The sequence below is a fragment of the Dactylosporangium sp. NPDC050688 genome, assembly GCF_040654515.1.
Taxonomy (GTDB): Bacteria; Actinomycetota; Actinomycetes; order Mycobacteriales; family Micromonosporaceae; genus Dactylosporangium.
The window spans coordinates 111,558-137,732 of the sequence record NZ_JBFAIC010000024.1 but is presented as its reverse complement, the minus strand read 5'-3'; the positions used below and the strand labels follow the sequence as shown (position 1 = coordinate 137,732).

26 protein-coding genes are annotated in these 26,175 nt (G+C 70.2%); 12 read left to right on the top strand and 14 right to left on the bottom strand.

The window, feature by feature from the left end; genetic code table 11:
* The first annotated feature begins 733 nt into the window (after nt 1-733).
* Nucleotides 734-1,567, top strand: coding sequence for an LLM class flavin-dependent oxidoreductase (locus AB0H83_RS23615; RefSeq protein WP_360097729.1), 834 nt, complete (start codon nt 734-736; stop codon nt 1,565-1,567).
* Nucleotides 1,568-1,670: 103 nt separating this feature from the next.
* Here the strand turns inward: AB0H83_RS23615 and AB0H83_RS23610 are convergent, their stop codons facing one another.
* The 7 genes from AB0H83_RS23610 to AB0H83_RS23580 all read right to left on the bottom strand — a co-directional run bounded on the left by AB0H83_RS23610 (nt 1,671) and on the right by AB0H83_RS23580 (nt 11,938).
* On the bottom strand, nt 1,671-2,174 hold the full coding sequence (locus tag AB0H83_RS23610) for a hypothetical protein (RefSeq protein WP_360097726.1): 504 nt from the start codon (nt 2,172-2,174) through the stop codon (nt 1,671-1,673).
* Nucleotides 2,171-4,399: a hypothetical protein gene (locus AB0H83_RS23605; RefSeq protein ID WP_360097723.1), complete on the bottom strand. Its 2,229-nt coding sequence runs from the start codon at nt 4,397-4,399 to the stop codon at nt 2,171-2,173. The genes AB0H83_RS23610 and AB0H83_RS23605 overlap by 4 nt, the downstream gene beginning before the upstream one ends.
* Nucleotides 4,396-6,195 carry a hypothetical protein gene (locus AB0H83_RS23600; RefSeq protein ID WP_360097720.1) on the bottom strand — a complete coding sequence of 600 codons (1,800 nt, stop codon included), beginning with the start codon at nt 6,193-6,195 and terminating at the stop codon, nt 4,396-4,398. Before AB0H83_RS23600 ends, AB0H83_RS23605 begins: the two co-directional genes overlap by 4 nt.
* Nucleotides 6,192-7,583 carry a site-specific integrase gene (locus AB0H83_RS23595; RefSeq protein ID WP_360097717.1) on the bottom strand — a complete coding sequence of 464 codons (1,392 nt, stop codon included), beginning with the start codon at nt 7,581-7,583 and terminating at the stop codon, nt 6,192-6,194. The genes AB0H83_RS23600 and AB0H83_RS23595 overlap by 4 nt, the downstream gene beginning before the upstream one ends.
* The gene (locus AB0H83_RS23590; protein WP_360097714.1) at nt 7,502-9,892 is read right to left on the bottom strand and encodes a site-specific integrase; all 2,391 of its coding nucleotides are present in this window, start codon (nt 9,890-9,892) and stop codon (nt 7,502-7,504) included. Before AB0H83_RS23590 ends, AB0H83_RS23595 begins: the two co-directional genes overlap by 82 nt.
* Nucleotides 9,889-11,046: a tyrosine-type recombinase/integrase gene (locus AB0H83_RS23585; RefSeq protein ID WP_360097711.1), complete on the bottom strand. Its 1,158-nt coding sequence runs from the start codon at nt 11,044-11,046 to the stop codon at nt 9,889-9,891. The genes AB0H83_RS23590 and AB0H83_RS23585 overlap by 4 nt, the downstream gene beginning before the upstream one ends.
* A gap of 463 nt (nt 11,047-11,509) precedes the next feature.
* Complete coding sequence (locus AB0H83_RS23580; RefSeq protein WP_360097708.1) at nt 11,510-11,938, bottom strand: winged helix-turn-helix domain-containing protein; 429 nt, start codon at nt 11,936-11,938, stop codon at nt 11,510-11,512.
* 155 nt (nt 11,939-12,093) lie between these two features.
* Here AB0H83_RS23580 and AB0H83_RS23575 point away from each other — a divergent pair, with 155 nt between their 5' ends.
* From AB0H83_RS23575 to AB0H83_RS23560, 4 genes are all read left to right on the top strand, one after another.
* Nucleotides 12,094-12,426: an STAS domain-containing protein gene (locus AB0H83_RS23575; protein ID WP_360097705.1), complete on the top strand. Its 333-nt coding sequence runs from the start codon at nt 12,094-12,096 to the stop codon at nt 12,424-12,426.
* Entirely contained in the window at nt 12,423-12,653 is a 231-nt protein-coding gene (locus AB0H83_RS23570) for a hypothetical protein (RefSeq protein ID WP_360097702.1), read from the top strand. The genes AB0H83_RS23575 and AB0H83_RS23570 overlap by 4 nt, the downstream gene beginning before the upstream one ends.
* A gap of 137 nt (nt 12,654-12,790) precedes the next feature.
* Entirely contained in the window at nt 12,791-14,056 is a 1,266-nt protein-coding gene (ligD, locus tag AB0H83_RS23565; RefSeq protein ID WP_360097699.1) for a non-homologous end-joining DNA ligase, read from the top strand.
* 251 nt (nt 14,057-14,307) lie between these two features.
* A complete protein-coding gene (locus tag AB0H83_RS23560; RefSeq protein WP_360097696.1) occupies nt 14,308-15,429 on the top strand; it encodes a hypothetical protein in 1,122 nt (373 codons plus the stop codon).
* A gap of 171 nt (nt 15,430-15,600) precedes the next feature.
* On the opposite strand, the gene AB0H83_RS23555 is transcribed toward AB0H83_RS23560, so the two are convergent.
* A complete protein-coding gene (locus tag AB0H83_RS23555; protein ID WP_360097693.1) occupies nt 15,601-16,335 on the bottom strand; it encodes a phosphotransferase in 735 nt (244 codons plus the stop codon).
* Nucleotides 16,336-16,571: 236 nt separating this feature from the next.
* Between AB0H83_RS23555 and AB0H83_RS23550 the strand changes: the two genes are divergently transcribed.
* The 7 genes from AB0H83_RS23550 to AB0H83_RS23520 all read left to right on the top strand — a co-directional run bounded on the left by AB0H83_RS23550 (nt 16,572) and on the right by AB0H83_RS23520 (nt 21,949).
* Nucleotides 16,572-17,273, top strand: coding sequence for a sulfotransferase domain-containing protein (locus tag AB0H83_RS23550; protein ID WP_360097690.1), 702 nt, complete (start codon nt 16,572-16,574; stop codon nt 17,271-17,273).
* A 201-nt stretch (nt 17,274-17,474) separates the two neighbouring features.
* Nucleotides 17,475-17,768 carry a hypothetical protein gene (locus AB0H83_RS23545; RefSeq protein WP_360097687.1) on the top strand — a complete coding sequence of 98 codons (294 nt, stop codon included), beginning with the start codon at nt 17,475-17,477 and terminating at the stop codon, nt 17,766-17,768.
* Nucleotides 17,755-18,810, top strand: coding sequence for a phosphotransferase (locus tag AB0H83_RS23540; RefSeq protein WP_360097684.1), 1,056 nt, complete (start codon nt 17,755-17,757; stop codon nt 18,808-18,810). The genes AB0H83_RS23545 and AB0H83_RS23540 overlap by 14 nt, the downstream gene beginning before the upstream one ends.
* Before the next feature lie 27 nt (nt 18,811-18,837).
* The gene (locus AB0H83_RS23535; protein ID WP_360097681.1) at nt 18,838-19,392 is read left to right on the top strand and encodes an NUDIX domain-containing protein; all 555 of its coding nucleotides are present in this window, start codon (nt 18,838-18,840) and stop codon (nt 19,390-19,392) included.
* A 67-nt stretch (nt 19,393-19,459) separates the two neighbouring features.
* Entirely contained in the window at nt 19,460-20,179 is a 720-nt protein-coding gene (locus AB0H83_RS23530; RefSeq protein ID WP_360097678.1) for a carbon-nitrogen hydrolase family protein, read from the top strand.
* Between the two features lie 73 nt (nt 20,180-20,252).
* Nucleotides 20,253-21,032, top strand: coding sequence for a hypothetical protein (locus AB0H83_RS23525; RefSeq protein WP_360097675.1), 780 nt, complete (start codon nt 20,253-20,255; stop codon nt 21,030-21,032).
* Nucleotides 21,033-21,148: 116 nt separating this feature from the next.
* Nucleotides 21,149-21,949, top strand: coding sequence for an NUDIX domain-containing protein (locus tag AB0H83_RS23520; RefSeq protein ID WP_360097672.1), 801 nt, complete (start codon nt 21,149-21,151; stop codon nt 21,947-21,949).
* 47 nt (nt 21,950-21,996) lie between these two features.
* Here AB0H83_RS23520 and AB0H83_RS23515 read toward each other — a convergent pair whose 3' ends face one another.
* The 6 genes from AB0H83_RS23515 to AB0H83_RS23490 form a co-directional block, all read right to left on the bottom strand.
* Nucleotides 21,997-22,278 (bottom strand): hypothetical protein, encoded by a 282-nt coding sequence (locus tag AB0H83_RS23515; RefSeq protein WP_360097669.1) that lies wholly within the window; start codon nt 22,276-22,278, stop codon nt 21,997-21,999.
* Nucleotides 22,279-22,334: 56 nt separating this feature from the next.
* Nucleotides 22,335-23,003, bottom strand: coding sequence for a 3'-5' exonuclease (locus AB0H83_RS23510; protein WP_360097666.1), 669 nt, complete (start codon nt 23,001-23,003; stop codon nt 22,335-22,337).
* Nucleotides 22,993-24,285: an MFS transporter gene (locus tag AB0H83_RS23505; RefSeq protein ID WP_360097663.1), complete on the bottom strand. Its 1,293-nt coding sequence runs from the start codon at nt 24,283-24,285 to the stop codon at nt 22,993-22,995. The genes AB0H83_RS23510 and AB0H83_RS23505 overlap by 11 nt, the downstream gene beginning before the upstream one ends.
* A gap of 112 nt (nt 24,286-24,397) precedes the next feature.
* Entirely contained in the window at nt 24,398-24,922 is a 525-nt protein-coding gene (locus AB0H83_RS23500) for a topology modulation protein (RefSeq protein ID WP_360097660.1), read from the bottom strand.
* Between the two features lies 1 nt (nt 24,923).
* The gene (locus AB0H83_RS23495; protein ID WP_360097657.1) at nt 24,924-25,448 is read right to left on the bottom strand and encodes an NUDIX domain-containing protein; all 525 of its coding nucleotides are present in this window, start codon (nt 25,446-25,448) and stop codon (nt 24,924-24,926) included.
* A complete protein-coding gene (locus AB0H83_RS23490; RefSeq protein ID WP_360097654.1) occupies nt 25,435-26,049 on the bottom strand; it encodes an NUDIX domain-containing protein in 615 nt (204 codons plus the stop codon). The genes AB0H83_RS23495 and AB0H83_RS23490 overlap by 14 nt, the downstream gene beginning before the upstream one ends.
* Nucleotides 26,050-26,175: the final 126 nt, after the last annotated feature.

The window sequence follows — 26,175 nt, the reverse complement described above, 5'->3', positions numbered from 1 at the left end:
ACAACCAAGGACACCACCAAGTAGAACTACACCCGAGGCCCACCACCTGGGGAATTACCTGAGCGCAGCCCCGGGGAATTTCGTGAGCGACGACAACAGGCGTTCGCGGTGGCGGAGCAGGTCGCCGAGGTAGCGTTCCAGGTCGGGCAGGTATGAGATGTCGGTGCTGAAGTGTCCTTCCGTGTCAAGTCTGGCCGTGTTGCCTCGATCTTGTGTTCGATGAGGTCGGGGCGCGGTCGGTGAGGACTCGTCTCCAGGGAAAGGGCTGCGCCCCCGTACACATGAGGGGCGCCTGATCTTGTTTCAGGCAACAGCGGCCAGACACCCGGGTCCGCAGGTATGGCGGGCCGCGGCCCCATGGCTCGGATGCCGCGACGCCCGCGCCGTCGCGTGCGTTTGGTTAGCCACATCGGCTTCAAGTGCGCTGGTCCATGGCCAGCGGGGGCTGCGGCCGGGCGAGGACCTGGCCTTCACAGGCTGCACGATGCCGACGTCCGGGCTCGCAGCACCGATCCTCGGTAGTCGGACAGCGTGGAGGCGCGCGACTCGCGGCACGAGCGGATGTCTGGAGTCACCGGCCACGAGTTGACGAACCACACGGGTAGGTGGTTGGGGAGGTCGTGCTGGTCTTTGCACCGGCCCCGTCCAAAATGGGCTCGCGGTCTGTCGGAAGCGATGCGGCCCGATCGTGGAGTATTCGAGAGCTCGGCACTGGGCGAGGCATAGGAGGATCATGACCATGACGGTTACCTTGGGAGGCGGCACTAGGCCGCTGCGGTTCGGGGTCGTTGCTCCGATCACCAGCGATGTGGCGACCTGGCGGGACCAGTTGCGTCGTCTGGCTGACAGTGGCTACTCGACGATCTTGATGCCCGACGTGCCGCAATGGCAGCCGGCGCCAGGTCCGGCGCTGGCGGTCGCGGCAACGATTACCGGCCTGCGAGTGGGTACCTGGGTGTACGCCTCTCCGGTGCGGCCAGCGTGGAGCACCGCGTGGGAGGCGCACTCGCTGTCTGTGCTCACGAACGGTCGTTTTGAGATGGGCATCGGTACTGGCCGGCCCGGGATCGCCGACCAGCTCCGCGATCTGGGCCTGCCCGTCGTTCCGGCGAGCCAACGCTCGGATCAAGTACGTGACGTCGTCACGGCCCTGCGGGAACTTGATGGCGCAGACCGGCACACCCCGGTTGCGATGGCAGTGGCCGGCCCCAAGGCGCAAGCGCTGGCCGCTGAGCTCGCCGACACGGTGACCTTCGTGATGCCGCAGATCGAGTCGCGGGCAGAGTCGACGCAACGGGTACGACAATTCGACAACCGTCGCGATGTCGAACTGGCGTTGCACGTGCCTGTGATCGGCGACTCGGTCGCTCCGTTTATGGCCGGGCCCGACCTAGACACCGCCGCCGTCCAGGCCGCAGACTCACTGGCCTTTCTCTCCAGCGACCCCACGGCTGCCGCCGAGGAGATCCAACGGCGACGGGAGGAGATCGGTTTCTCGTATTTCGTGTTCGGAGCGGATGTCGCCGGCGCTCTCGCCCCCGTCGTCGCCGAGCTGGCCGGACGGTAGTCATCCGCTCATCGGCATGTCCGGATGGCACAGCAACGTGTGGCGGCTTCCGCCGTGCACGCTACCGGTCGGGCTGAGCTCTACTGGGTCGGGTAAATGCTGGTCAGCGAGGTCGCCGTTGCAGGGGCCGGACGGTGGCACCGGGTCGGCTCTGCTCCCGTAGTTGGGCGTTTTCCACTTCCAGGACGTGGACGACGCGGGCGAACGTGGCCAGCCGCTGCTTGAGCTTGTTGTGCTCGCCGCGCAGATCGGTGAGCTTGTGCCGGAGCTGGTCGTTGTCGACTTGCAGGCTGTCGGCGATCTTCGGGCGGTGGTCCTGGGATCTGACCAGGGCGTAGAACAGGTCTTTGAGTCCGGTGTGCTTGTGGGTGAGCTTGTTGCGTCGCAGGCCGGCCTCGTGGGCGAGGGATTTGATGGTGAGCTGGCCGTCGGAGTGCAGCGGGACGCCGACGAGTAGCCGGACCATGGCCTGGGTGATCGCCTGGATTTCGGCGGCGTCCTCACTCCGGCCCGGATCGGCGGCCCAGGTCGCGCCGGTCAGCGCAGCGCCGACGGCTGTGGCGATGTCGGCCGCCTGGGGGCGTTGTTCCTGCTGGGCTTCGGTCACTGGTGGCTTCCCAGGTCGGTGTCGGGGTGGATGCGGGTGGCTTCGTGACGGACGATGATCTGCTCCAATGCGCTGTGGCGCTGCAGTAGACGTTGTCGGATCGGGTGGGGAGCCAGGTCGTCGGTGAGCTCCGCCCCGATCTGGTCGATCTCGGCCTGGACGCGTCCGATGTGGGTGTCGGTGCGGGAGATGTTCGCGCAGGCCGGGTGGCACCGGTCGAGGCTTGGGGTGCGCTGGGTCGCGCTGGCGGTCTTGCCACGGTTCGGGTTGCAGAGCGCTTTGAGCGGGTCGTGGTTGCAGGTCAGCATGGCCTGGGGGTGGTCGAAGACCTGCAGGCGAGGGTTGTCCAGCAGGGCCTTGTGCTGGCGGGTGGAGACGAACCCTCCGGGGTAGGCGGCCTGGAACTGCGCTGCGGCGGCGATGTAGCGGGCTGCGGCCGGGCCGCTGACGCCTTCACCGGTGTTGAGCCGTTCGGCTGCCTCGCTCAGCGCGTCGGCGGTGGCCAGGGCCTGTTCGAGGTCCAGGATCTGCAGCATGTCTACTGTGGAGCGTCCGCCGTAGGACTCGGCGAGGGATGCGCGCAGGTGCCCGTACTGGATGCCCAGCGCGATGCGCCCGCCGGGCTGGCGATTGATGAACCAGGCTACGGTACGTCGCAGGCGGCGCATGGTGACCGCCCCTGCGGGGTCGTCGGGGATCGTTTCGTGCAGGCGTCCGTGCACGTCTGCGAGATTGTTCGCCCACCCGGTGAACCGGGCGATCCGCGCGTTGGCCATGTTCGGGGTCAACACGTCGCCGAGGTAGGTGCGAGGCTTCGGGGCCTTGGACAACGCGCGCGGGAACAGCTGCTGCCCGTCGGTCAACTCCTCCAGGATCGTGATGGCGCGGTGGACCAGCTCGATCACAGTCCATGACTGCGGCCGTATCTCACCCTCGGGAATGGTGTTGCCGGCCTCGTCGGTGACGCCTTTGAAATGTCGCCCGGTGACCACATGGCGCACCGTGCCGTCCTGTTGTGGCTCGGCCCTGCCGCAGCCGCGTTGCAGGTGCAGGACCTCTTTCGGGCGCATGCCGGATAGGTAGCTCACCGTGAGCAGCGCGGCAGCCGACAGGTGCAGCGCCAGGTCGGTGGCGTCGGCGAAGTCGATCGCCTGCGTCCAGGCACGGCCGTCCAGCCGGGCGGTGACCGGTACCGGCAGCGGCGCCCCGGTCCCCAGCCGCAGACCGTCCCACTCCTGCGGGCGGTCCCGCAGCAGGCTGGCGACCTGTGCGACGGAGACGCCCGCCACGGCGGCGATGACGGCATTGTGGACCAACGGCCGTTCAGCGGCAGGCTCGCCGTACGGTCCGGCCATCGCCCGGTGTGCTTGGGCGAGGGCCCCGGCTTGGGCGCCGGCGAAGACCGGTAGCGGTTGGCCGGTCTCGCGCAGGTGCCGCAGGTAGGTGCGGATCTGCTCGCGTCCTCCGGGAATGGCTGTGGGGGCGATGCGGGCGTGCAGTCGGCACGTCTCGCGCCAGGCGGCGAGGATGTCCGGGGCGAAGTCGGTGACCGTGCGCAGCGCCCAGATCAGCAGTGGTGACATCACCGCGGGGTGGACCGGAACCGTGGTGTTCTCTGCTCCCGGACCGCGTGCCTCACCGAGGAAGTCGCCCGGTTCAGCGCCCGGTTCGTCCCACGGCGGCATGGCGATGCGGTCGGCCGGTAGCAGGAACGGTGCGTAGGCCCACAGCCGGGTGACGGCGAACATCTCGATGGCCGCCGCGGCGGGCGTGAGGCCGCGTCCGTGCAGGACCTGCGGATAGTCCAGCAGGACCGGGCGGCCCACCTGGCGCAGCTGGCAGACCTGGCGCTGCGACAGCCAGGCGGCGAAGAACCGCCAGGCCCGAAACGTGCGTTGCAGACTGCCCGCCGACAGTTGCGGACGGGTACTGGAACCTGGCCGGCGCAGCAGAACCGCCGGGGTGGGAATGTTGATCACCGCCCAACCGGCCCGCATGAACCCGACACGCAGCGAAGCGGGGAACGTCTCCCAGTTGACGGCCTGGGTCCTGCCGGACTGGCCATGCTCCAGCGCGGCCAACTGCCAGCGAAGCTCACCGAACCGCGGGATACCGGCCTCAGCGGTGCCCGGCCTGGCCCGGTGCAACGGGAAGATCGGCGTGTCCGAGGCCGGGTCGACCAGATCGGGGCCACCACGGCGGGACAGGGGCAGGGGCCGGGTCACGGGTCCAGTCTTCTTTCCAGCATCCGGTCGATCGGTTCCCGGTCACGGTCGGTCAGCACGACCAACAGCCTGGCCCGTTCGGCATCGGTGGTGTGGGTGTGCACCAGGTCCGCGACCCGGGCGTGGTGCCCGGCCCAGTCCGCGGCCCAGGTCGAGGCGTCCAGCGTGGCCCGCAGCGTCTCCAGGATCTTGTGCAGGTAGACGATGCGGGGCAGGTGCCGGCCGGTAGCCACCGCGTTGGGGCACGCGAAGCACAACAAGAATGAGACGGTGCACGGCCCGGCCACCGTGAACGGGCTGTGTTCGAAGTCGATGCACGCCGCCGCCGCGGTGTCCAACCGGCCCGCGACGACCCGCGCCGCGATGCCGGCGGCGACCCCGGCCTGTTCGGCGACCTGCCGCACAGCGGCAGCGGTGACGCCGGTAGCGTCTGCGACCATACGCATCCGCACCCGAGCCGCAGCGTGTTCGACCGCCTCGGCCAACCCGGCGGCGACCACCTGCCCGGCCTCCTCACGGACCTGCTCGTCGCGCAGCAGGTAAACGTCCTGGTGGGTGCGCACGGTGTTGTTGCGGGGACCGCCGTAGAGCACCTGCACGGTGCGGCGCAACCGCCGGGCACCGACCCGCAGCGGACCGTCACCGCCGGTCAGACCAGCACTAGCCGACCAGGCCTTGATGGCATTCTCCGCAGTGGTGCCGTCGGCGAACACGCTGCCACCCTCCAACGCCTTGGCCCGCCGCGACCACAACAGCCGGGTATTTGGCGTGCCCAGGTTCCCCAAGGTGATCCTCGCCTGCGCGGTGATGGCCGCCACCTGCGCCATCGCCCGGCCAGGGCTGCCCTCGCCGACGTCGACCACATTGTTGCTGCCGTGACGACGCCGCGGACCTCGCCGGGGCTTGTCCGTGTCCACCCGGTGAATCGCCGGCGCCGCGTCGCCGGAGTCGGCGTTGGGCCACTGCTCCGGCACCCGCATCGTCTCCACCACCGACAGGTTCCACGCCTCGTGACAGACCAGCAGCACTACCGCGGCCCCCATCTCCGCATACGTCGGGTAGAGCCGGGCCAGCGCCGCCGGCCCGCCGCCCGCTCCGAGGAGGCGCCGCACCGACCGAGACAGGTACCGGGTGCCGTCGGTCGACACCGTGCTGTGAGGTAGTTCGCCGGTGCGGCTGATGTGCTCCAGCAACCAGCCCCACTGCGCGTCGACGCTGCCCGGTTGTGTTTGCCCGGCCCGCCAACGCTGCAACAGGACCGCGCCCTCGTCGATGCGCAGTTCCGCGGACCTGACCGTCTTGCCGGCGGCGCCTCGAATGGCCTTGAACTCCTCCAACGTGTACGAGCGCACCTGCCCAGTCCGGATGGCCCGGCGACGGGCCTGCATGGCCGCGCGGGTGTCCGCCGGCAGCGACGCCATCTCCAGCAGCACCACCCGCAGTTGACGCCGTCGGGGATCCGGCAGCGTCCACCGGTTCCACACCGCCGAGCTGATCCGGCCCACCGCCGTCACCGGCGGGCTGCAGGCGGCGGCGAACCGGAGGAAGTGGCGCAGATACTTCGCGTAGTTGTCGCAGGTTTTGGCGCTACCCCACCTACCGTTGGCGGCGGCGCATCCGGCGAAAGCGGCGACCAGGTCCCGTTTGAGCGCCTCCGGGCCCGGGCAGCCGTGAAAGTCGTACGTGCCGTGTTCCTCGCCCGCCTGTCCCACCGCGTGCACCACCAGACCGTCCGCGCCGAGGTTGCCCGCCCTGCGATAGCCGGCCGGCGACAGCGTGGCCCGCCGCCCGCTCACGCACCCACCTGCCCGGGGACGTCCAAGACCAAGCCGGTGCGCTCGGCCAGCCGCGCCAACAACTCGGTATTGTCCGGATGCTCCTCATCACCGAGTAGACCGTCCAACTGCAACCCACGAACCGGCTCCAGATAAATGGTGCGGGTGGTTTCCTCCGAACGGTGCCCAAGCAAATCCTTGACCATCGACCACACGTTGCCGTAAAGCGCCTCATAGTGCCGCCGCTCGCTCGGCGTCAACCCCAGGCGACGGTCCAAGGCGTGATGCAGAGACACCAGCATCCGCAGAGCCATCGAGTGCCGCAGCATATGGGGCGTCGCGAACACCTCCAAGCCCAATGCCCGGCAGCGGTCACTGGCCCGCTCGAAGACCTTGCTCCAACCCCGGTAGCGCATCGGCATGCCAGCTTCGGTCAACCACACCGCCAACGGCTCCAGGCCATCCTCGCCGTCGGTGAACAGGTTCAGCCGGTCCCGGTCGGTCAGGGCGTTCAGCGACATCTCCGCCCGCTGGCCGTGCTCGTCCACCCAGGCGACGTCGCCCCGACGGCTGACACTCTGCACGATCCACCGCACGTCCAGCGTCTCGTACCGGCCCTCGCCGCGGGCCCGGCGTACCGCCGAATCCCGGGTCGTCAGGCGGTATAGTTCCACGCCCTTCAAAGCCGCCGCGCTGACGTAGAAATAGCGTTCGGAGTGCTTGGCCACCGCCGCGGCGATCCGCCCCGCGTAGTACCCGCGTACCTCGGTGGTATCCGGCAGCTCCACGGTCAGCAGCGTGCCCGCCTCCCGACGGCGTAGCCCACTGGCGAACAGCACGTCGGCGAACGCTGCATCCCGCCCGTCATTGCGGCCCCGCCACGACTCATCCGGGCGTCCGTCCGCGCCGTGACCGCGCAGGCCCACATCCCGCCACAGTCGGTAGGCCCGCGGCGTCAGCCACTTCACGTTCGACGAACGCACATCCGTCGGCGCCAGCTCCGCGACCTGCACCGGCCGACCGTCACGCGAGCGAACAGACCGCAGCCGCACCGGGCTCGCTGCCACGTAACCGCGGGCAGCGGCCCACTCATACAACAACCGCAGCGCGGCCAGTTCCCGAACCCACTTCGCCCCACCGATACGCCGCTGGTTGCCCCGCCCGCGCAGCCGCCAGTCCTCCCAGTCCTCCACATCATCGACCGCGGCCTGGTCCCAGTTACGGCCCGCCCGCCACAGGAACGAGAAAAACAACCGGTAGTCCAGCACGTACGACTCCCGCGTCCCGGCCGCACGCGAGGAGAAGCGCGACCGGCGGAAGAACTCGCTCAGCTTCGCATCGACGCGTCCCTCCGGCGACACCAGGATCGGCTGCCGATCCCCGAACCCCAGCGCCCGCTCCCGCTCCACAAGGTCTGTCCACCCGGCCGGCTCATCGCCGGCCACGAGGCTCGACGCGCTGCCACCACCGACCCAGAACAACTGCCACTCGCCCGCCACACGCGCTCCCCAAGCCGACAACACGACCTCGCACAACACGCGGAACGTATACGGAAGTGGCTGCATCCGACGCACCGGAACCGCACTGGGCAGTCCTGCCCTCCGGCGGCGACGTTGGCCGGTTCGGAGCAGCTGCCGTAGGGCACGGCGACCGCGCCGACGGCCCGGCGGGCGTGTTCGGACTCGAGCATGGTCTGCGCCGTTCGCCAGGTCCGGTTGCCGTGCCGGTCGAACTGCATGACGGTGACCCGCTCGACTGCGGCGCGGCGGCGGTGTTCGCCGACGCGGTAGTAGCCCTGGGTGGTGCTCAGCAGCCGATGGTCCATGAGCTCGCGGAGCACGGTGACGTCGACGCCGGCATCAGCGTGCCGCTGCGCGTAGGTGTGCCGGTACGCGTACGGAGTGATCTTCATCTTGTCGAACGGCAGCAGCTTCGTGGCCGCCGTGCCGCCGACGTTGACGACCGTGGGGATGACGACGTCCGGCAGTTGGGTGACCCAGTGCCGGTGCCGCTCGCTGATGTTGGCGGCGGTCATGGGTTTGCGGCCGTGCGGGTTCTTCTGCACGGCCGGCAAGAGCTTCAGCTCCGCCGTTGGCGTGTCCGGGTACCGGGCCCGGACGCGTTCCTGCTGTGCAACGACGACCGCGGCCGTGGCGGCGGAGATCGGCAGCCGACGGCCGCGCCGGTTCGCCTTGTGGTTGTCGTAGATGAGCACCGGGCTGTCGTCCACGTCGCGATCGAGGCAGTCCAGATCGAGGGTGGCGATCTCGTTCGGCCGGCGTCCCGTGTCGATCAGCAGCTCGACCGCAGCGCGCAGGTCGGGCGTGGACACCTGCTCGAGGGCCGGCAAGTGCATAGCGAGGTGTTGCATGACTTCGCTGGGCAGGTCCTTGCCGGCGTCGAACTCGTCAGGCCCGTCGGGGATGTCGGAGCTGCTGATGCGGAAGTCGTCGGCCAGCCCCTGCAGCGGCTGCCCGGGTCGGGTCAACCCCATGGACCGCATGTCGTCCAGCGTCCCGCGCACGAACCGCGTCCACCGCAACCGCATGCCCGCGGAGATGGAGCCCTCGGCGACGAGGTACGCCAGCCGGTTGGTGAACGCGGTGACGTCCCGCCGCGACAGCACAGCCGGATGCTGGCCGTGGTCCGGGCGTTGCAGGTACAGGCTGTCGGACAGCGCGACGAGCGCGGCCACGCGATGAGCGACGACCCGGCCGACCGAGTGGCCGCGCCGCTTCGGCAGATCCTCGGCCGCCCACAGCTGCGCAGCCGACCGCAGCCACGGCTGCCGCAGACCGGTAAACCGCAACCAACCCTGCGCGCCGAACACCGTCAGGTCCCACACGTCCTTGCCCCGCTCGACCTCCGGGCTGCTGCCGATTCGATCGAGGGCTCGCACGAGCGTGCCCGCGAACTGCCGGACCGGGGCGCACAGTGGTCCGAGCGGCACGCCGTCGACGCGGGCCGCCCCGACAGCTCGGGCCTCGTCGCTGAACCGGCGGATCAGCCATTCGGGGGTTCGGGCGCCGCTGCGCAGCCGCTGCTGCACTCCGTAGAGCAGCTCGGCCACGACGCGCGGCGCCAGCCCACGGAGGCTGACCTCGCCCTTGGTTGCTATCGCTGGTGTGATGGCATGCCACGCCGACACGTCCAGATCCGGGTCCGCGCGCAGTGCTGCCCGGAGTCGCTGCTCGTGCGCCTGGCAGTAGGGCGCCTGACCGACCCGGTCCCGGGTACACGCCACCACCGAGCACGGCCCGAGCGTCGTGTACGCGACCAGATCCGTGCGGGCGAGGAACACCTCGAGGGACTCACCGGCTTTCTGCCGCTGCCAGTCGTGGCCCGCGCACAGTCGCCGCCGCGACGTGCGCCACGGCCGCTGGCAGCCGGGCACGTCGCATCCCTGCACCCCGATCGACCGCTGCAACGGCTTGACCAACCCGACGAACACCTCCAGTGGGGTCTCAGTCCGCTGCCACCGCCGCCAACAGGCCCGGCACAGCGCCTCCCCGCGCATCCGAACGCTCTTGCCGCACTCCTGGACCGCGCAGGACTGCCAACCTAGCTGGACGTCGTTCTGCGGCACGAGCAGAACGTGCCGCTCGCCGTCCCAGCCCATCGCCGTGAGCAGCTCACGGTCGATCACCGCCCACAATGCGGCCACCTCGGCATCCGCAACCAGCGGCTCGACCGGCGCGACGGCCGAGGTGAGGCTCATCGCGCACCGCCCTGCTGCAGCGTCCGCGGCGATGGCACCCGCTCCACCGCGGCCCGCAGCCGCCCCGCGTCCGGATGCAGGTACGGCTGCGACGACGCCGGATTCGCGTGACCCATCAGCCGCTGGATCTCATCCAGGGTCGCGCCGGCGTCGGCGAGGTTGCTGGCGAACGCGTGCCGGCACATATGCGGTGTCACGCGCCTACCCAGCCCGGCCCGCAGACACAGCGCCTCGAACAGCTCATTGACCGCGGCCGGCGTCACTGGGCTGCCCACCGGCGCCCGGAACAGATTTACCAGGAGAAAGTCGCAGCCCGCTGCCGCGGAACACTGCAGACGCTCCACCACATACAGATCGATCGCCAGCACGACCAGCGCGTCAACCGGGACAACGCGACCACGCCGGGACTTCGCCCGCGCCCCGTTGCCGTTGGTGCGCGGCACCACGTGCAGGTGCGCGCCATCCACCGCGCACCCGACCGGCCGGTTGTCCGGCAGCAGGTGCAGATCGCTGCGCCGCAGCCCGGTTGCCTCGCCACGGCGCAACCCCGCCCGCGACAGCAGCAGCACGAGCAGCCGATCCCGAGCCGAACGACAGGCCTCGAACAGCGCGACGATCTCCGGGTCGCTCGCCCGGTCGACCCCCGTGTCCGGCTCACTCAGCCGATGCCGGGCACGGAGCCGGTAGGCCAGACCGCCATGCTCAGCCTGCGCCTCCCGCGGCAGACTCCGCGTATCGGCCAGGTCGTAGAGCACACCGAGAACATGCTGCGGCGCCTGGCGGCTTGTCACCGCGAACGAGAGGAACGCCCGGACCGCCACCAGCACGAGGTTGATCCGCCGCTCACCCCTGACCGGCTTCGCGCCCGGCCCTGCAACCACCGGTCCGCCGTCGACCGGAACGAACCGCAGCCAGGTGATGAACAGCCCCATGTCCTGCGCGGCCACCCGCCAGTCCCGGCCGGTCCCGCGGCACCACCGCAGAAATAACGCGACCCCACCGGCGTACGACTTCGTCGTCGCCTCGGCCCGGTCTCGCCCGAACCGCAACTCCCGCAGAAATCCGTCCGCTACGGACTCAACCCGCAGCTCCTCATCGAGGACCGTCCAGTACCGGTCCCCGGACGGCATCTGCACACGAAACACCCGCGTCACTCGGTCTCCGCCTCCTGTTGATCAGCAACATCGCGCTACTGAACAACACCCCGAGAGAAGCGATGCACGGACCTACCGGCAGGTGGTCAATGCAACGCCACGCAACGGGTCACGGACCCTGAGAGAACGCACGGCGCGGACGCTCGAAGATCATCACGAATCGCTTCGATCGGCAGCCCCGGCATGAGGATCCGGACTGTGGCACCGCCGTCCGTGGACACGTCGAAGGCGTAACGGCCTCGACTGTCGCCGTCCAGAATGCGCTGGGGCGTGCCAGCGGGCTGCCCGCCACGGTGTGCTACCTCAGCGAGGAATGTCTGGAGGTTTTGTGCAGCTCGGTCGGGTGTGCCCGGCGGTGCGTCGGCGCTGCCAGGGTTGATCGTCACGTCCGGACGATACGGCGGTACCAGGGCATCGCCCAGTCCGACACGATGTGGCGTCCGCCGCATCGCCCTCCACGGACTCAGGCGGATGCTGCCGGTGGCACCACGAGCAAGACTCGGTCGGCGGGATACAGGCGCTCGGCGCTGTCGCTGCCAAGGACGGTGAGCAGCGGCACCTCGGGCCGGCATTGCAGGACGGCGGTCTCGGGCCGCATCGGCATCCGGGCACCGACGACCGTCCCGGGCTGCAGGCGCACCGTGACGTGGTCGGTATGCAGTGTGACCCGGGTGGGACGCCCGCGCTCCTTGATGATCAGGCCCTCCCCGCGGACGACGTCAAGGGCATCGCGGACCGTGTCGCGGCCGCACCGGTACTCGAAGCACAGCCGCTGCTCGGCCGGCAAGGCCGTGCCAGGCGGGTACACGCCGGAGAGTATCGCCGTCCGAATCTCGTCAGCGACCGCCAGATACCGCACGCTGCCCAGCCGGAGACCATCCATGGCGTCCATATTAGGGCCACACGGCCACTAGCAGGAGGGGTGACTCAGATCCGATCTGCCGGACGGTGACAGACCCGGACGACGCTGGGTCGTGTCCGTCCGGCAGGCGAGCCGGTCCGCCCGTCCGCTGCCGTCCGGGTCTTGGGCGTCTTACCGTGAGGTGCATGGTGATCCGCGCCGAGGTGCTCACGGTCCGCACCGTTGCCGACCAGCCAGCGAGCGGTGTGCTGCGGGTCGCGGTCGCCGGAGTGCTCGACGAGGCCACCGCGCCGGACCTGCGCGCGGCCCTGGACGACGCGGTTGCTGCGGGGAACCCGGCGGTGCTCGAGGTCGACGTGGCGGGGGTGACCTACTGCTCCCTGGCCGGACTGCGGGTCTTCGGCGAGGTGCAGCACCGGTTCGGCGGGACCCTCCAGCTACTGGGCATGGGCCAGGCGATCCGCCGGCTGCTGGACCTGCAACAGCGGCTCGCCCCGGCCGGCACCAGCCGGCGATGACCGTCGGGGAACGCCCAGATCCGATCCTGGTCCTCGATGACGCCGACTACCGCTACGGCGCCGGGCCGCTCGTCCTGCGCGTCGAGCACATCGACGTCGATGACCCGATCACCATCGACGGGGAACTCTGGTACGCCGTACAGGGGGTACAACTCGGCTCGGGCGGTGCGCAACGCGGCCACCGCCGAACGTACGTTCGCGGCCGCCGCATCCCCGGCCTCACCTAGGCCGTCGGTTCCGCGCGGGGGCGACAGTACGGCGATCCGACGCCGCGGGACGCCTGGGCGGCGAATGACGCCGATGTAATTCTTGCGCGTGCCTAGTGTCGGCTTGACCTGGGGCGATGATGCGGCAGGCTGGAGGCGTGCATGCGAACCGCGACGCCGGCGAGAACAACACGACCGGCGCCGAGCCAGCTGCACTGCCGGTGATGGCGGCCCCGATGCTGGCCACACCGGGGCCGGTGCCGTCGGGAGCAGGTTGGTGGTTCGAGTTCAAGTGGGACGGCGTCCGGGCAGTGGTCGCGTCCGCCGGCGGCCGGGTGATGGCACGGTCGCGCAACGACCGGGACTTCACCCGTTCGTACCCGGAATTGAGCGGGCTGCCCGCGCAGCTCGGCGGGCGGCGGGTGCTATTGGACGGTGAGCTCGTCGCGCTCGACGAGGGCGGCCGCCCCCAGTTCGCCCGCCTGCAGGACCGCATGCACGTCCAGACGCCGACACCGGCGCTGCTGACCAGGACACCGGTGCGGCTCTACGTCTTCGATCTGCTCGCCCTGGACGGCGAGCCGACGATCGAGCTGCCATACGAGCAGCGCCGAACGCTCCTGGAAAGCCTGGGCCTGCCCCGTCCTGCCGGACTCCCGTCGGCCGGCGACACCGCTGGTGGGGTCGTGGCCTACGTGCCGGAGCGGTTCGACGACGGGCCACGCACGGTCGCCGCGGCGCGGGCGTTCGGCCTGGAAGGGGTGATGGCGAAGCAGGCCGGCTCGATCTACCAGCCCGGCCGCCGCTCTCCAGCGTGGGTGAAGCATCCCTTCGCGAACACGGCCGATATTGTGATCATCGGGCACCGGCCGGGTCAGGGCCGCCGCGCCGGGACGATCGGGTCGCTGCTGATGGCCCTGCCGGAGGCGGACGGGACGCTGCGGTTCGCCGGCGGCGTCGGCACCGGCTTCCGCGACGTTGACCTGCACCACCTGCAGCAGTTCCTCGCGCCGCTGCACCGCGACACCCCGCCGGTGCCGGGGGTTCCGCGGGACCACGCCCGCGGCGCGACCTGGGTCGAACCGGCGATCGTGGGCGAAGTCGCGTACCGGACGGTCACCCCGGACGGGCTGCTACGTCACCCGAGCTGGAAAGGACTCCGCCCGGACAAGCAGCCGCCACCAGGTGCCGGCTTCCGCCCAGCTCCTGTAGCCGCGCCTGCGGAGACCGTGGTGACCGGTGCGCTGGGGACGGCGGACGGCGGGTGGCGGGTCGAAGCCGTACGCCGCGGCGACGTGGCCTGGTTCCGGGTCCTGCACGGCGACAACGTCGTCGACCACCTGCAGCTGCCCGAGGTCCAGGCGCTGCTCGACGCCGCGGACGTCGATCTGGCAGGGCTGCAGGAAGTGCCCACCGCCGCGTAGAGGTCGCTACGTCTCCAGCACCCCTGCCTCGCCGACACACCGACGCGCACCTCCCGCCGTTGCGGGTTCCGCGGCTCCGAGCCGCTTGCCCGTCAAGGCGGGATCGTTCGGGCGGGCGGGGCGGAGGGGCGGGTGCCCGCCGGGTGAGTGCCCGCCGGCCGCCCACACCACTCCGCTGCAACATAGGGCGGCGGCGGGCGCGCTTGCCGAATAAGTGTTCGCGCCGGCAGGACCCGGACGGGCACGCTGTAGTGGTGACTGCGGGTTTGACGTTGGGCGATGAGCACCTGGCCAAAGCGGTCCTCTACATGCGGGCGCTGCGGCGGGCTGTGATCGCCTTCTGGTACGCGACCATCGAGGATCGGCAGGCAGCGCTGATCGAGGCGGTGCAGGCGTGCCTCGTCGTCAACATCCTCGACGAGGCGGTGTTCCAGGATGCGCTGGGCCTGCCGTACCAGAAGGTGCGCGCCGACCACCGCCTTGGCCGGGTCGTCACCGGTCTGGAACTGGTTCGCAACTGCGAAACGCATGCCCCGGTCGCTTTCGACGGGCTGCTCGTAGAGCGGCGGCTGATCGGCATCGCCGTGCACGGGCGGACGATCTACCGTCTCGTGCCGGCCTGGGCCGACTATGCCGACCTGCCCCCGATCTACGTGGACCTTCCGCACTCCGCGACCTCGAACCAGATGCGGGCCCGTCGTGAAGCACAACACGGCTACCGCTCCGCCGTGGCGGGCCGGTCCGTGGTGGAGACGTTGCTCGACGCGATCGCGTTCTTCCAGCACGTCGAGCCCAGACTCGTAACCAGGGAAGGGCCTGCGCTGCAGTACGCCTACGTCGAGTTGCTGCCCGACCGCGACCCCGCCGCCGGTGAGCCTGACCATGTGCTGCTCACCAGGCCGATGGGGTTGGACACCTTCGAGGTGTTCCTGCCGCCGCTGGCGACACGGTCGACCGAGCGCCGGGCGGCACTCTGGCCGGCAGCGGACGCTCACCTCAAGACGAGCGTGAAGACCGCGAAGGAGACCGCGCCCACGGCGCCGTATCGGCAGATCCAATACCAGCTGCGCAACCACGACAACGTCATCGGCTACGCCGGCGTCACGCCCGGGAACCCGGCGTGGACCTGGGTGGAGCGGGCTCAGCAGGTGCGCCGCGACGTCCGCGGCGGATATCGATACGTGGCCGTCCAGGGCGATCAGCAGATTGAGGTCGTCGAGCACGGCCATCAACGGGTGGCCGCGTTGCTGGCCGATGGCACCGACGTGCTCGTCACGCTGCCGGACGGCGACACGCCGCACGCCGACATCGCCAGACTCGAGATGGTCGAGACCTATCCCGACCTGTATCTCGACATGCGCCACTCCCAGTAACCGAAGCAGGACCCGGCTCGCCGTACCGCAATGCCAGATCCCGTCGGCGCCCCCGTCCGCAGGTGCCCGGCGAGCCTGGCGGGCCGACCGGTCCGGCGCACGCCGGCGACCTCGTCGGATACCGCCATCAGTGGCGGCGACGTCGTGGACGGTCGCACTTTCTACGTGGGGTTACCCAGTCTGGGACTGTAGGCGGTGCCGCCACTGGCGGCACAGGTGGTCCAGGGCCGCGAGCCGTTGTTCGCGGACGGGCCCGGACGGCAGCGTGCGGTGGATGCGGATCTCCCGGCAGAGGACGATGCCGAGGTTGACCAGGTAGGCGTCGGTGATGCCGAGCGTGGCGACCCGCGCGTCGATCGCCGCGGCGAGGGTGGGGCTGGCCGCCGCAGTGACCGTGTGCAGGACGGCGTGGTCGTAGCCCGGCAGGAAACGGCCGCACAACTCCCAGTCGATCATGGAGCAGGTGCCGTCGTGCAACAGCAGGTTGGACGGGATCGGGTCGCCGTGGCTGGTCCACCGCGCCGGGCCCAGCACCGCCTGGAGCCGCTGCAAGCGGTCGTGGTCGGCATCGGTGAGCAGCCCTGCGGCGTGTTCGGCGTCGATGCGGGTCGGGTAGCTCGGGATCGGCTCGGCGAGCGGCGGCCGGGGCGTCCAGCTGCGGACGGCGTCGAGGGCGTCGAGGATCGCGGCGGCGACGCCGGCGGGTACGTCGGCGGTGAGGTGCCGTTCGTCGCCGAGCCGTACGCCGGGGATCACCGTGTAGAGCGCTAGGCGGTCGTCGTGAGCGATCAGCTGTGGCACCGGAAACGGTGGCGGCGTCGACTCGAACGCCCGATAGACGGTGACCTCGTGGGTGCGCCGATCGGTCCAGTATGGGTCGTCGGTGGTGAGCAGCTTGGCGATCACGGGCCTGCCGTCACGGCGGCCGGCTGCGACGATGGACTTGTCAGTCTGGTGCAGCAGCTGGAGGACCGTGACCTTGTGCTGCGCCGCCGCGGCAGACAGGGCCGCCGAATCTTCCGCTCGACGAGGGTCATCAGGCTCCGGCATTGCAGGTGGGTCACCCATTGCACCCGGCTGCTCGAAGGCGGCCGGTCGCGCGCGGTCAGTCACGGGATCGAGTATGTCGATATGGTGCTCGGATGCTCGTGTGGATCGCCTCGTTCCCCCGGTCGGGCAACACGCTGCTGCGCATAGCGCTGTACCGCCGCTACGGCATCCGCACGTCGGTCATCTACGACGTCGACGGCGTCGCCGAACGCGTCGGCGCCGACCTGGTCGGCTACACCGACCGGCCTGCACCGCTGGAGATGATGCGCGCCTCCAGCGACCTGCACATGATCAAAACCCATCGACAGCGCGACACCGACGTCGACGAATCCGACGCGGCGATCTGCCTGGTCCGTGACGGCCGCGATGCCCTGGTGTCCTGGGCCCGACAGGCCAGCGAAGCAGAACCTGGTCGCTACGAGGACGAGTTGCGTGCCCGGATCATCCGCCGCGCGGCGATAGGGACCGGAAGCTGGGGCGCGAACGTGCTCAGCTGGCTGACGCCGCCGGTGCCGCACCGGCCGGTCCTGCGGTACGAAGACCTCGCCGCCGATCCGGTCGCCGCCGTCGAGCGGGTCGTCGCCGTCGTGGCGCCGCACCTTGCACCGCGGTCGGGCGCGGTCATCCCGTCCCTGGACGAGCTGCGCCGGACCGACGATCGGTTCTTCCGCCGCGGGCACACCGGCACGCATCGCGATGAGATGCCGGAGGACTTGCACCGGTTGTTCTGGGCCCACCCCGACAATGTCGCCGCTATGCGACTGCTCGGCTACGACGACCGTTCGGCTGTCTGATAGCCCGCGCCCGCGGCCTCTCGGCGTGTCGGCCGCTTTGCTCCGGCGAGCCGATCATGTGTTCGATTTTGGTGGGTGTCGGTGCTACCGGCGTCTCGGGTGACGGCCTAACGTGCGGTGGCGTTGGCCGGTCCGCGGCCGACGCTACGGGATCGGGGGTTGACGATGTCGGGGACATTGCCAGGGCCGCGGCAGCGGCGGATGGCCGGCTGCACGGTCGATGTGACGATCGGCGGCGAGCGGGGCGTGCTGAGCACGGGGCACGCGCCGGACGGCACGCTGGCCCGGGTTGATTTCCGCGCAGGCGTGCACGGTTCGACGCTGGCAGGGCTCGCCGATGCGCTTGCTACGGCGATCACGTTGGGTCTGCAGCATGGGGCGCCCCCGGCGGCGTTCGCAAACGCGTTGCGGCATCTTCCCCTGGACCATCCTGCCGATGGCGATGACCTAGTTGGGCGCGTGCTGCTCGACGTCTTCACCGGTGCCGACCGCTGACGTCCAGCCGGACTCGGCTCGCATACTGGGCGACGTGGCGGCGGCATTCGGTCTTGGTCGGGTGCTCGATGTGCAGGTCCTAACTGCCGGCACGATGAACCGCAGCTGGCGGGTTCACGCGGCTGGTGGCACCGCGGCGGTGAAGGAGGTGTTGGACGTCGACGCGGTCGCCGCGCGGCGGCAAGCGGTTGTCTGTCAGGCATTGGCCGATCGTGGGTTGCCGGTGCCGACCCCGCTGCTGACAGCCGCCGGTGACCACCTGGTCGAGCGGGCCGGCGTGGTGTACACGGCGGCGAGGTGGGTGACCGGCGTAAGCCGGGCCGGCGCCGAATTGACCATGGCGGAGGCGGCCGGACTTGGCACGCTGCTCGCCGACGTGCACGACGCGCTCGGCGCGGTGCTGCCGACGGCGCCTCCGATGGTGGTCGAACCGGTCTGCGAGGTGGCCGCCGCTGATGAGCAGCTGGCCCGGTATGGGGCCCTCGCGGCTGCGGCCGGTGGGGACGCGATGGACACGTTCGTGGTGGCCGAAGTGCCGCGGCGGCGGCGCCTGCTGAACGGCGTCGCTGACCGGCGTCCGGTGAGCGGGGTGCTGTGCGGGCCGGCGGGCTGGATACACGGGGACTACCAGCACAACAACCTGGTGTGGCAGGCCGGGGCGGTGGCCGGTGTGCTGGATTGGGACCGGCTCCGGGTGCGTCCGGTCGCGGCGGAGCTCGTCCGCGCGGCCATGCTGATCTTCGCGGCGGAGCCGGGGCCGGGTCTGGACCTGCCGCGGGTGGGCGCGTTCGTCTGCGGGTACCGGGCCCGGCGGGTGCTGCCGGACGCGGCGATCGAGGACGCCGCGGACCGGCTGTGGTGGGACCGCGTCTGCGAGACCTGGCACCTCAGGCTCCGCTACGAGCGTGGGGACACGTCCTGTGACGGGTTTTTCCGTTCCGCATCCGGGCTGCTGGAGTGGTGGACCCAACGCCGCGACGAGGTCCTCGAGGCTCTGCTGGGTTCCGTCGCCCAGGTGGAACCGGAGATCCTGGAGTGCTGAACTTGCGAACTGGGACGGAGGTGGCCGGTGGTGATCGGTGACTCGGACATCGCAGGTGCACTGTCGGCGTATCTGCAGCGCTACCCGGACGAGGCCGGGTTACTGTCCGAGCCGGTGAGGTTGCTGGCTCACGGAGCTGGGTTCGCGTCGCGGCGCAACTTCGCGATGCACGTCACGGTGGGTGCGCTCCTGGTCCGCGGCGGCGTCGAGGTGCTGCTTGTCGATCACCTTGCCTACGGGATCCTGTTGCAGCCTGGAGGGCATCTCGAACCGACGGATGCCACGCTGATCGGCGCGGCGGTACGAGAGCTCGTCGAGGAAACCGGCGTCGATCCCAGCCGGCTGCTCCCGGCGTCGCAGATCCCGGTCTACGTCGAGTACGGGACAGTGCCGGCGCGCCCGGCGAAGGACGAGCCGGAACACCACCATCTCGACTTCGGATACGCATTCACGACGGTGCAGGCGGAAGTGGGGCGGCTGCAAGCGTCGGAGGTGCGAGGTGCGGCATGGTATCCGCTCGCCACGGCCGAGCGGCTGGTTGGACGCCGCATCGCGCGGGCGGTGACAGCGTGCAGCGGTTGACTCGCACTGGCGAATGCTGATGACGACTGCCCAGCACTCTTACCACAGCCGCGCCCGGGAACTTCGGGTGGGCGCCTGTCAGGCTTCCGAGTTCCTCGGTGATGTCGAGGCAGCGCTCGGTTGCATCGAGGACTTCGCCGTGCGGGGCGACGCGCTCGGCGCTCAGCTGCTGCTGTTTCCGGAGTGCTTCCTGCAGGGCTATCTCGTCACCGAGGAGCATCTCCGCCGCCATGCACTCGACCTGCGCTCGCAGACGTTCACGTCAATGCTGCGGCGCCTGCGGTCGATCCGGCAGACGCTTGTGTTCGGTGTCATCGAGCAGCTTGGGCGCCGGTACTGCAACACCGCGGTCGTCGTCGTTGGCGGCGAACTGCTCGGCGCGTATCGCAAGACGCACCTGATGCCCGGCGAGTCGCTGTTCCACCCGGGCGGGGAGTACCCGACCTTCGAGCTGCACGGGGTCAGATTCGGGATCAACATCTGCTCCGACACCCGCTCCGCCGACGCCGCCGCACAGGTCGCGGCCCAAGGCGCCCGTGTGCTGCTGGTCCCGGCGCAGAACATGATGCGCCGGGAATCCGCGCGGCGATGGAAGGACGAGCACCACCGCATCCGAGCTGTGCGAGCGCGGGAGACTGGGATGTGGCTGGTGTCGGCGGACGTCACCGGCGAACGCGACGAGCACCGGATCGGCTACGGGCCGACGAGCATCATCAATCCGCTCGGTGAGGTCGTGGCGCAGGTGCCGTTGCTCACGACCGGCATCGTCATCGCCGATGTTGGTTGACGCCATCGGTCGAGCGGCTTGTGCCCGGTAACTCGTTCGCCCCCGTCGAGGCGCGGTCCGTACCGTGACCGGTGTGGATGAGCAGGACAGGCCGCACTACGACGAGATCCTCCGCCTGCTGAGTCAGGTGGACGGCTGGTTGGCCCGCATCGATCCGGACACCGAACACGCACGCCCTGCCGCTGGTAGCCCGCTGCACGCCGACGACGAGCGAGTCCACCCGTTCGAAACCAGCCACGCCGCCTGGCATGCCCTGAGCCACGCAATCGACCCGCTCCACTGCCTGCGGTCCGTGCTCCGCGACGCTCACGCCATCCACATGTACGCGCCGTACGCCCTCATCCGCGCCGCGCTGGAGAACGCCAGCGCTGCCGTGTGGATGCTGCACCCCCGCAGCCGGACCGAGCGCATCACCCGTCGCCTGCGGTTCGCTGCGCTGGACGTGCGGAGCGGGGACCGAGCCATACGCCTGATCGATGACTCCGCGGTGCGCACGGCGCGCGAGCGGGTGGACGAACTACGCGACCTCGCCAGGCGAGTGGGCGCGAACGCCGACGTGGCGGTTCGCCATGTCGGCTACCGGGAGATCGTCGAGGCGGCCGGCACGGCGCTAGCCCCAGGCTCACCGGCCACCGTGTTCGTGTGGAGCCTGTGCAGCGGCATCACACACGGGGACTTCTGGACCACCCTCAATGCCGCCGAGCGGGTCGAACTCCCGGGTGCGCCGGCGGGGATGGTGTCGCTCAAGATCACAGCCGACGTCGAGAAGATGAGGTTCGCGACAGATGTCGCCGTGAACATGACCATGCTGGGCTGGCGCCTGCATGACGAACGATCCCGTGCGCCGTACTGAGGTGTCCGCCCAGACCTGTAATCAATCCGCGCGCCTGCGCATGACGGCACTATGGGACCGTATGAGGGGTAGTTGATCAACGGCAGTCGCTGCCGCCGAACAGGGGAACGATTCCGGTGCTGGCGGGTGTGGGCCGCGGTGGTACGCCCACACCCGCGCGTGCGGACCTCGACCGGGGTGTCCACGTCGCTGACGAAATGCTCGACCGGGCGATCGGCATAGAGTCCGGCAGAATCCATGACCGCATCGAGCACGTCGCCCAGGCGCTGCGCCCGCACGCCGCCGAACCGAACGTCGCCGCATTCCTGCAGCGGGCCGACGACTCTCCACCTGAAGGGACTCTGATGCGCTGGACCGTGCACAGCGAACGTGACCTGTACCGCGACCAGTGGGTCCACGTCGCTGCCGCCGACGTCGAGATCCCGGGCGGCCGGCATCTGGACCACCGCATCATCCGCACTGCGGCACCCGGGGCCGGCATCGCCGTCGTCCGCGACCAGCGGGTACTGCTGATGTGGCGGCACCGGTTCATCACCGACACGTGGGCCTGGGAGATCCCGCACGGCAGCATCAGACCCGGTGAGGAACCAGCCGACGCCGCAGCCCGCGAAGCCGAGGAAGAAACTGGCTGGCGACCTACCGGACCTATCCGTCCCTTGGTCTACAGCCAGCCCTCACCGGGCATCATGACCTCCCAGCACCACATCTTCCGCGCCGACGCCGCCACCCACATTGGCCCGCCGAAAGACGCCTTCGAAAGCGACAAGGTCGAATGGATCCCGACCACGGAGGTCCTGCCGCTCATCAACAAGCGGCATATCGTTGCCGGAACGACCCTCGTCGCCTTGCTCTACCTCCTCGCCGACGCGAGCACACCAGATCCCGGGGCGGGCCCACCCGGGAGGAATCGCTCCTGAACACGGCGGCGACCCGTGCATGCACCCATCGCACACGCTCCATCTGGTCAAGCACCGCTCCCGGCGACGAAGGCTGCGGCCCTCCGTTTCCGCCGCGCACGCCAGTGCTCGGCGTCGACAAGGTGAACAACCTCGAGGCGGATGCCGTCTGGATCGGCGATAAACCCCGCGTAGTACGACGCAAACGGATACTCCGGGTAGTGCCGTGGCGGATGGACGACGACCCCGGCGCCGGTGTCCGCGGCGTAGCGGGCCACATCGACCGTCGCCGCGGTCGGGGCGCGCAGCGCGAGGAGCTGCAGACCTCGCCGGCCGCACGTGAGCGGCACTCGGTCGTCGCCTTCGACCGGGTACAGCGGGATCTCCAGGCCGGGCCCGGCCGACGTCAGAACAGCGTTGTCTGGCCTGTTGGCTGTTGAGGTGGTGCGGTACCGGCAAGGTTGTGCAGCTGCGACAGCCTGGACCAGGACAGCCGGCTGCCGCCGGCGATGAGCAGCTGCCGGAACGCGGCTGCGGTACCGGCGGCGTCGGGCAGCGCCCGATGCCGGTCGGCCGGGACGGATACGCCGAGGTGGGCCAGGACCGTGTCGAGCTGGTAAGAGGGCAGGCCGGGGCAAGCGTGCCGGGCCAGCCGGATGGTGTCGAGCATCGCGGCCGCGGCCAGAGTCGGGCAAGCGGTGGCGTAGCGGCGCAGGATGCCGGCTTCGGTGGCGGCGTGGTGTGCGACCGTCACGTACGGCGGTGCGGTGAGCGTGGCGTCGAACCCGCCGAGCACCGTCGCGGCGTCGGGCCGGCCGGCCACCATCGCCGGGGTGATGCCGGTCTGGCGGGTGTCGAACACGGTGACCGGGGCGTGGGCCGGTGGGCGGATCAACGCCTCGAACCGCCCGGTCTCGGCCAGGTCCCACCCGCCCGGTGCCTGGTCAAGGCGGAGCAGCACGATGCCGATCTCGATCGGTTCGGCCGGTGCACCGGCCGGGGTGGTGCCTTCGAAGTCGAGCACTACGAAGGTTGCGTGCATCGCCGGATCACTGCTGTATCGGTCAAGCCCCACGGATGCCTCCTGCCGTGGCCGGCGGCTCGGCCGTGTCGTCAGCTGACCAGTCGGCGTCTTCGGTGCGCCAGGGCAGCAACGCGGTCGACGCGAGGACCGCGACCCCAGCGACGGCGATCGCGGTGCGCGTGGACGTCGCGGCGGCGAGCGCGCCGCCGGCGGCGATGCAGACCGGTTGGACGGTCTTGGAGCTGATCGACCAGGCGGTGGCGACGCGGGTCATGTGGGTATCGGCGGTGGCCCGCATGCGATAGCTGACGAAGGTCGGGTTGAACACCCCGGCGCAGCACAGCAGCAGCGTGTCCGCCGCGATGATCAGCACCAGGCCGGCGGTGCCGGGCGGGGCGAGGGGCATGACGCCAAGCCATAGCGTCCGCGCGACCCCGAAGAACAGCAGCACCGAACGTGGGTGCCAGCCGACGCGGCGGGTCAGCGGGGTGACAGCAAGGGAACCGACGACTCCGCCGACGCAGGGAATGCCGAGCGCGAGGCCGTACTGCCACGGCGTGAATCCGAGGTCGCGGAGCATCACCACCGTGATCAGCGGGGAGGCGGCCATGAGCGCGCCGCCGAAGCTCATCGCGTTCCAGAACAACATTTTGAGGTCGCGGTGGCCGGCGATGTACTGCCACCCGCCGCTGAGCTCGTGCAGCCATCGCCGCCCGGCTGCGGGTGGGGGCGGGTCGGGTTCGCGGCTGCGGAGCCGGCCGACACCGATCGCGGAGAGCAGGAACGTGGCGGCATCGACGGTGACGGCGGCGGTCGCGCCGAGCCAGGACACCAGCAGCCCACCGACCGGCGGGCCGATCGTGGTGGCCGACCACAGGCTGGTCTCGAACCGGCTGTTCGCCTGGGTGCGGTGCGGTTCGGGGACGAGACGTTTGAGGTGGGCGCCACTGGCCGCGGCGAACACGATCGCGCCGCCGGTCTGCACCGCGGCCACCACACACAACTGCTGGTAGGTGAGCGCGCCGAGCCACACGGTGAGCGGGACGCTGGCCAGCACCGTAAACCGGACCAGATCGGCGGCGATCATGACTGGGCGTTTCCGGTGGATCTCGATCCACGGCGCGAGCGGCACCGCCGCGGCCGCGCTTGCGATCCCGGCCACCACGGCGAGCATCGACACCTGCCAGGCGGAGACGTCCAGGACGAGTACGGCGATCAGCGGCAGCGCCCCGCTGCCGACCGCACTGCCGAGCTCACTAATCGAGTACGCCGTCCACAGCCGGCGCAGATCACCGCGCCAACCCGCGGGAGCCGGCACGGCCGGCCCGTTCACGGCGGCTGCATGCCCAGCGCTGCCGCGACGCTGCCCACCTACCGCACGTTGCTGCATCCGTGCACGTTGCGGCGGCCCGGCCCGAGGTCCGGCGCCGTGCTCAACCGTCACGTCAGCTCCTGCCGGTGTCGGCGGCTGGGCCGCCGAGGCGGGTGATGAGCTGATTGGCTTGGCGGCGGCTGGTCACCTCGACCAGGACCGCATGGGCGCCGTGCTCGGCGATGCAGGCCCGGACTCTTGGCGCGTGCCGGCGCCGGAAGGCCATCACGTAGCGCAGGAACACGACGGTGATGTGGTCGTGGACACCGTCCGGGTGCCGGCCGCCGCGGTAGCGCAGCCGGCGCCGGGCGATGCCCCACAGGCACACGAGCGGCGGCAGATCCAGGAAGATGATCGTGTCCGCGGCGGCGAACCGGACCGGCATGCTGGCCGTCGAGTTCCCGTCGACGATCCACGATGGCTGTGCTACGACGGCGCGTTGCGCGGCGACGAACTCTACCTCCGGCACGGGGATCCAGGCCGGGTCGTAGCGCAGGGCGTCGAGGTGGGTGACCGGCAGCCCGAGCAGGGCGCCGAGCTGGTTGGCCAGGACGGTCTTGCCGGCGCCGCCCGCGCCGACGATCGCGATTCGCCGCACGTCAACCCGCCCTGCCCATACCCGCACCGGGGTCCGGGCTGCGGGGCCAGTCCATCGCAGCGTACCGGCGCTCCGACCGGTACAGTTCGACGCCGATGGCGGTGTAGCGCAGCAGCGGGGTGGGCAGGGCGTCCATCGGCGCCCACCGCAGCTCGGCGCACTTGGCTGGCTCCGCAATTCGAGGGACGCCGTGGACGGCCGGGTGGGCCTCGAGGTGGAAGAACACCCCGATGCGTGGCACCCCGTCCGGCGGATGCCAATGCGTCATCGCGACAAGCTGCAGCTGTTGTGGCGGCAACCGCAGCTCGGTCTCCTCCAACGCCTCCCGCGCCATGCCGTGCTCCAACCGTTCGCCTGGCTCCAGTTTCCCAGATGGGGTGTCCCATTCCCCGGACGCGTACCCGCCCTGCCGCAACCCGACCAGCAGGTCCGGGCCGCGGGTGTAGAGCAGCAGCAGATCCACCGGCACCGTGTACGGCCCGACCGCACCGGCTGCGACGTGCCGGCGTCGGCTATCGGCCGGCATCAGCGGCTCCTACACCGGTCGTGGCCCCCACTCGGCCGAGTTTGGTGAGGAACCGGGCCAGCTGCGGGTCGCTGCGTTCGGCTGGCCAGGCGATGACCTCGGCGCGTGGGTACCAGCCCCACCCGGCGAACTCACCCGGATCGGGTGTGATCGGCTGCTCGGGGTCCAACGCCAAGGGAAACCACAGGGTCACATCCGTGTGGACGTGGGGGCCGACGGTCTGGGTGACGGTCACGAACAATGGCCGCTCGGCTGGCCACAGCGGATGTGGCTGGGCGACTGTCCGGAGCTCTTCGTCGGCTTCGCGGACGACGGTGGCCCAGGGCCCTTCGTCGGGATCGACGTGGCCGCCGGGCGGGAGCAGGCGGCCGGCTTTGCGGTGGTCGACGAGGAATACGCGGTCGGTGGGCTCGTGGTAGGGCGGGAAGTAGGTGACGAGGTGTTTCGGCGGCTGGTCCGGTGGCACCCGCCGGTATAGGTCGGTGCCGGCGTCGATCCAGGCCAGGACGTCGGCGCGGTCCGTGGCTTCCCGTTCGTCGAACGGCACCAGCCCGGCAACTAGCTTCTGGAGCGCCGCGCGCTCATCCTGTGCTGTGGTCACGTGTCAGCTCCGTCCGTATCGCCGGGCAGGTGCGGTTGCGGTCCTCTGGGCAGGTCGAGCTGGAAGACGGGCGGTCTTGGCCCAGCTCGTTGCGCGCCGCGATCGCCTGGATGCCGTCGAGGTGTA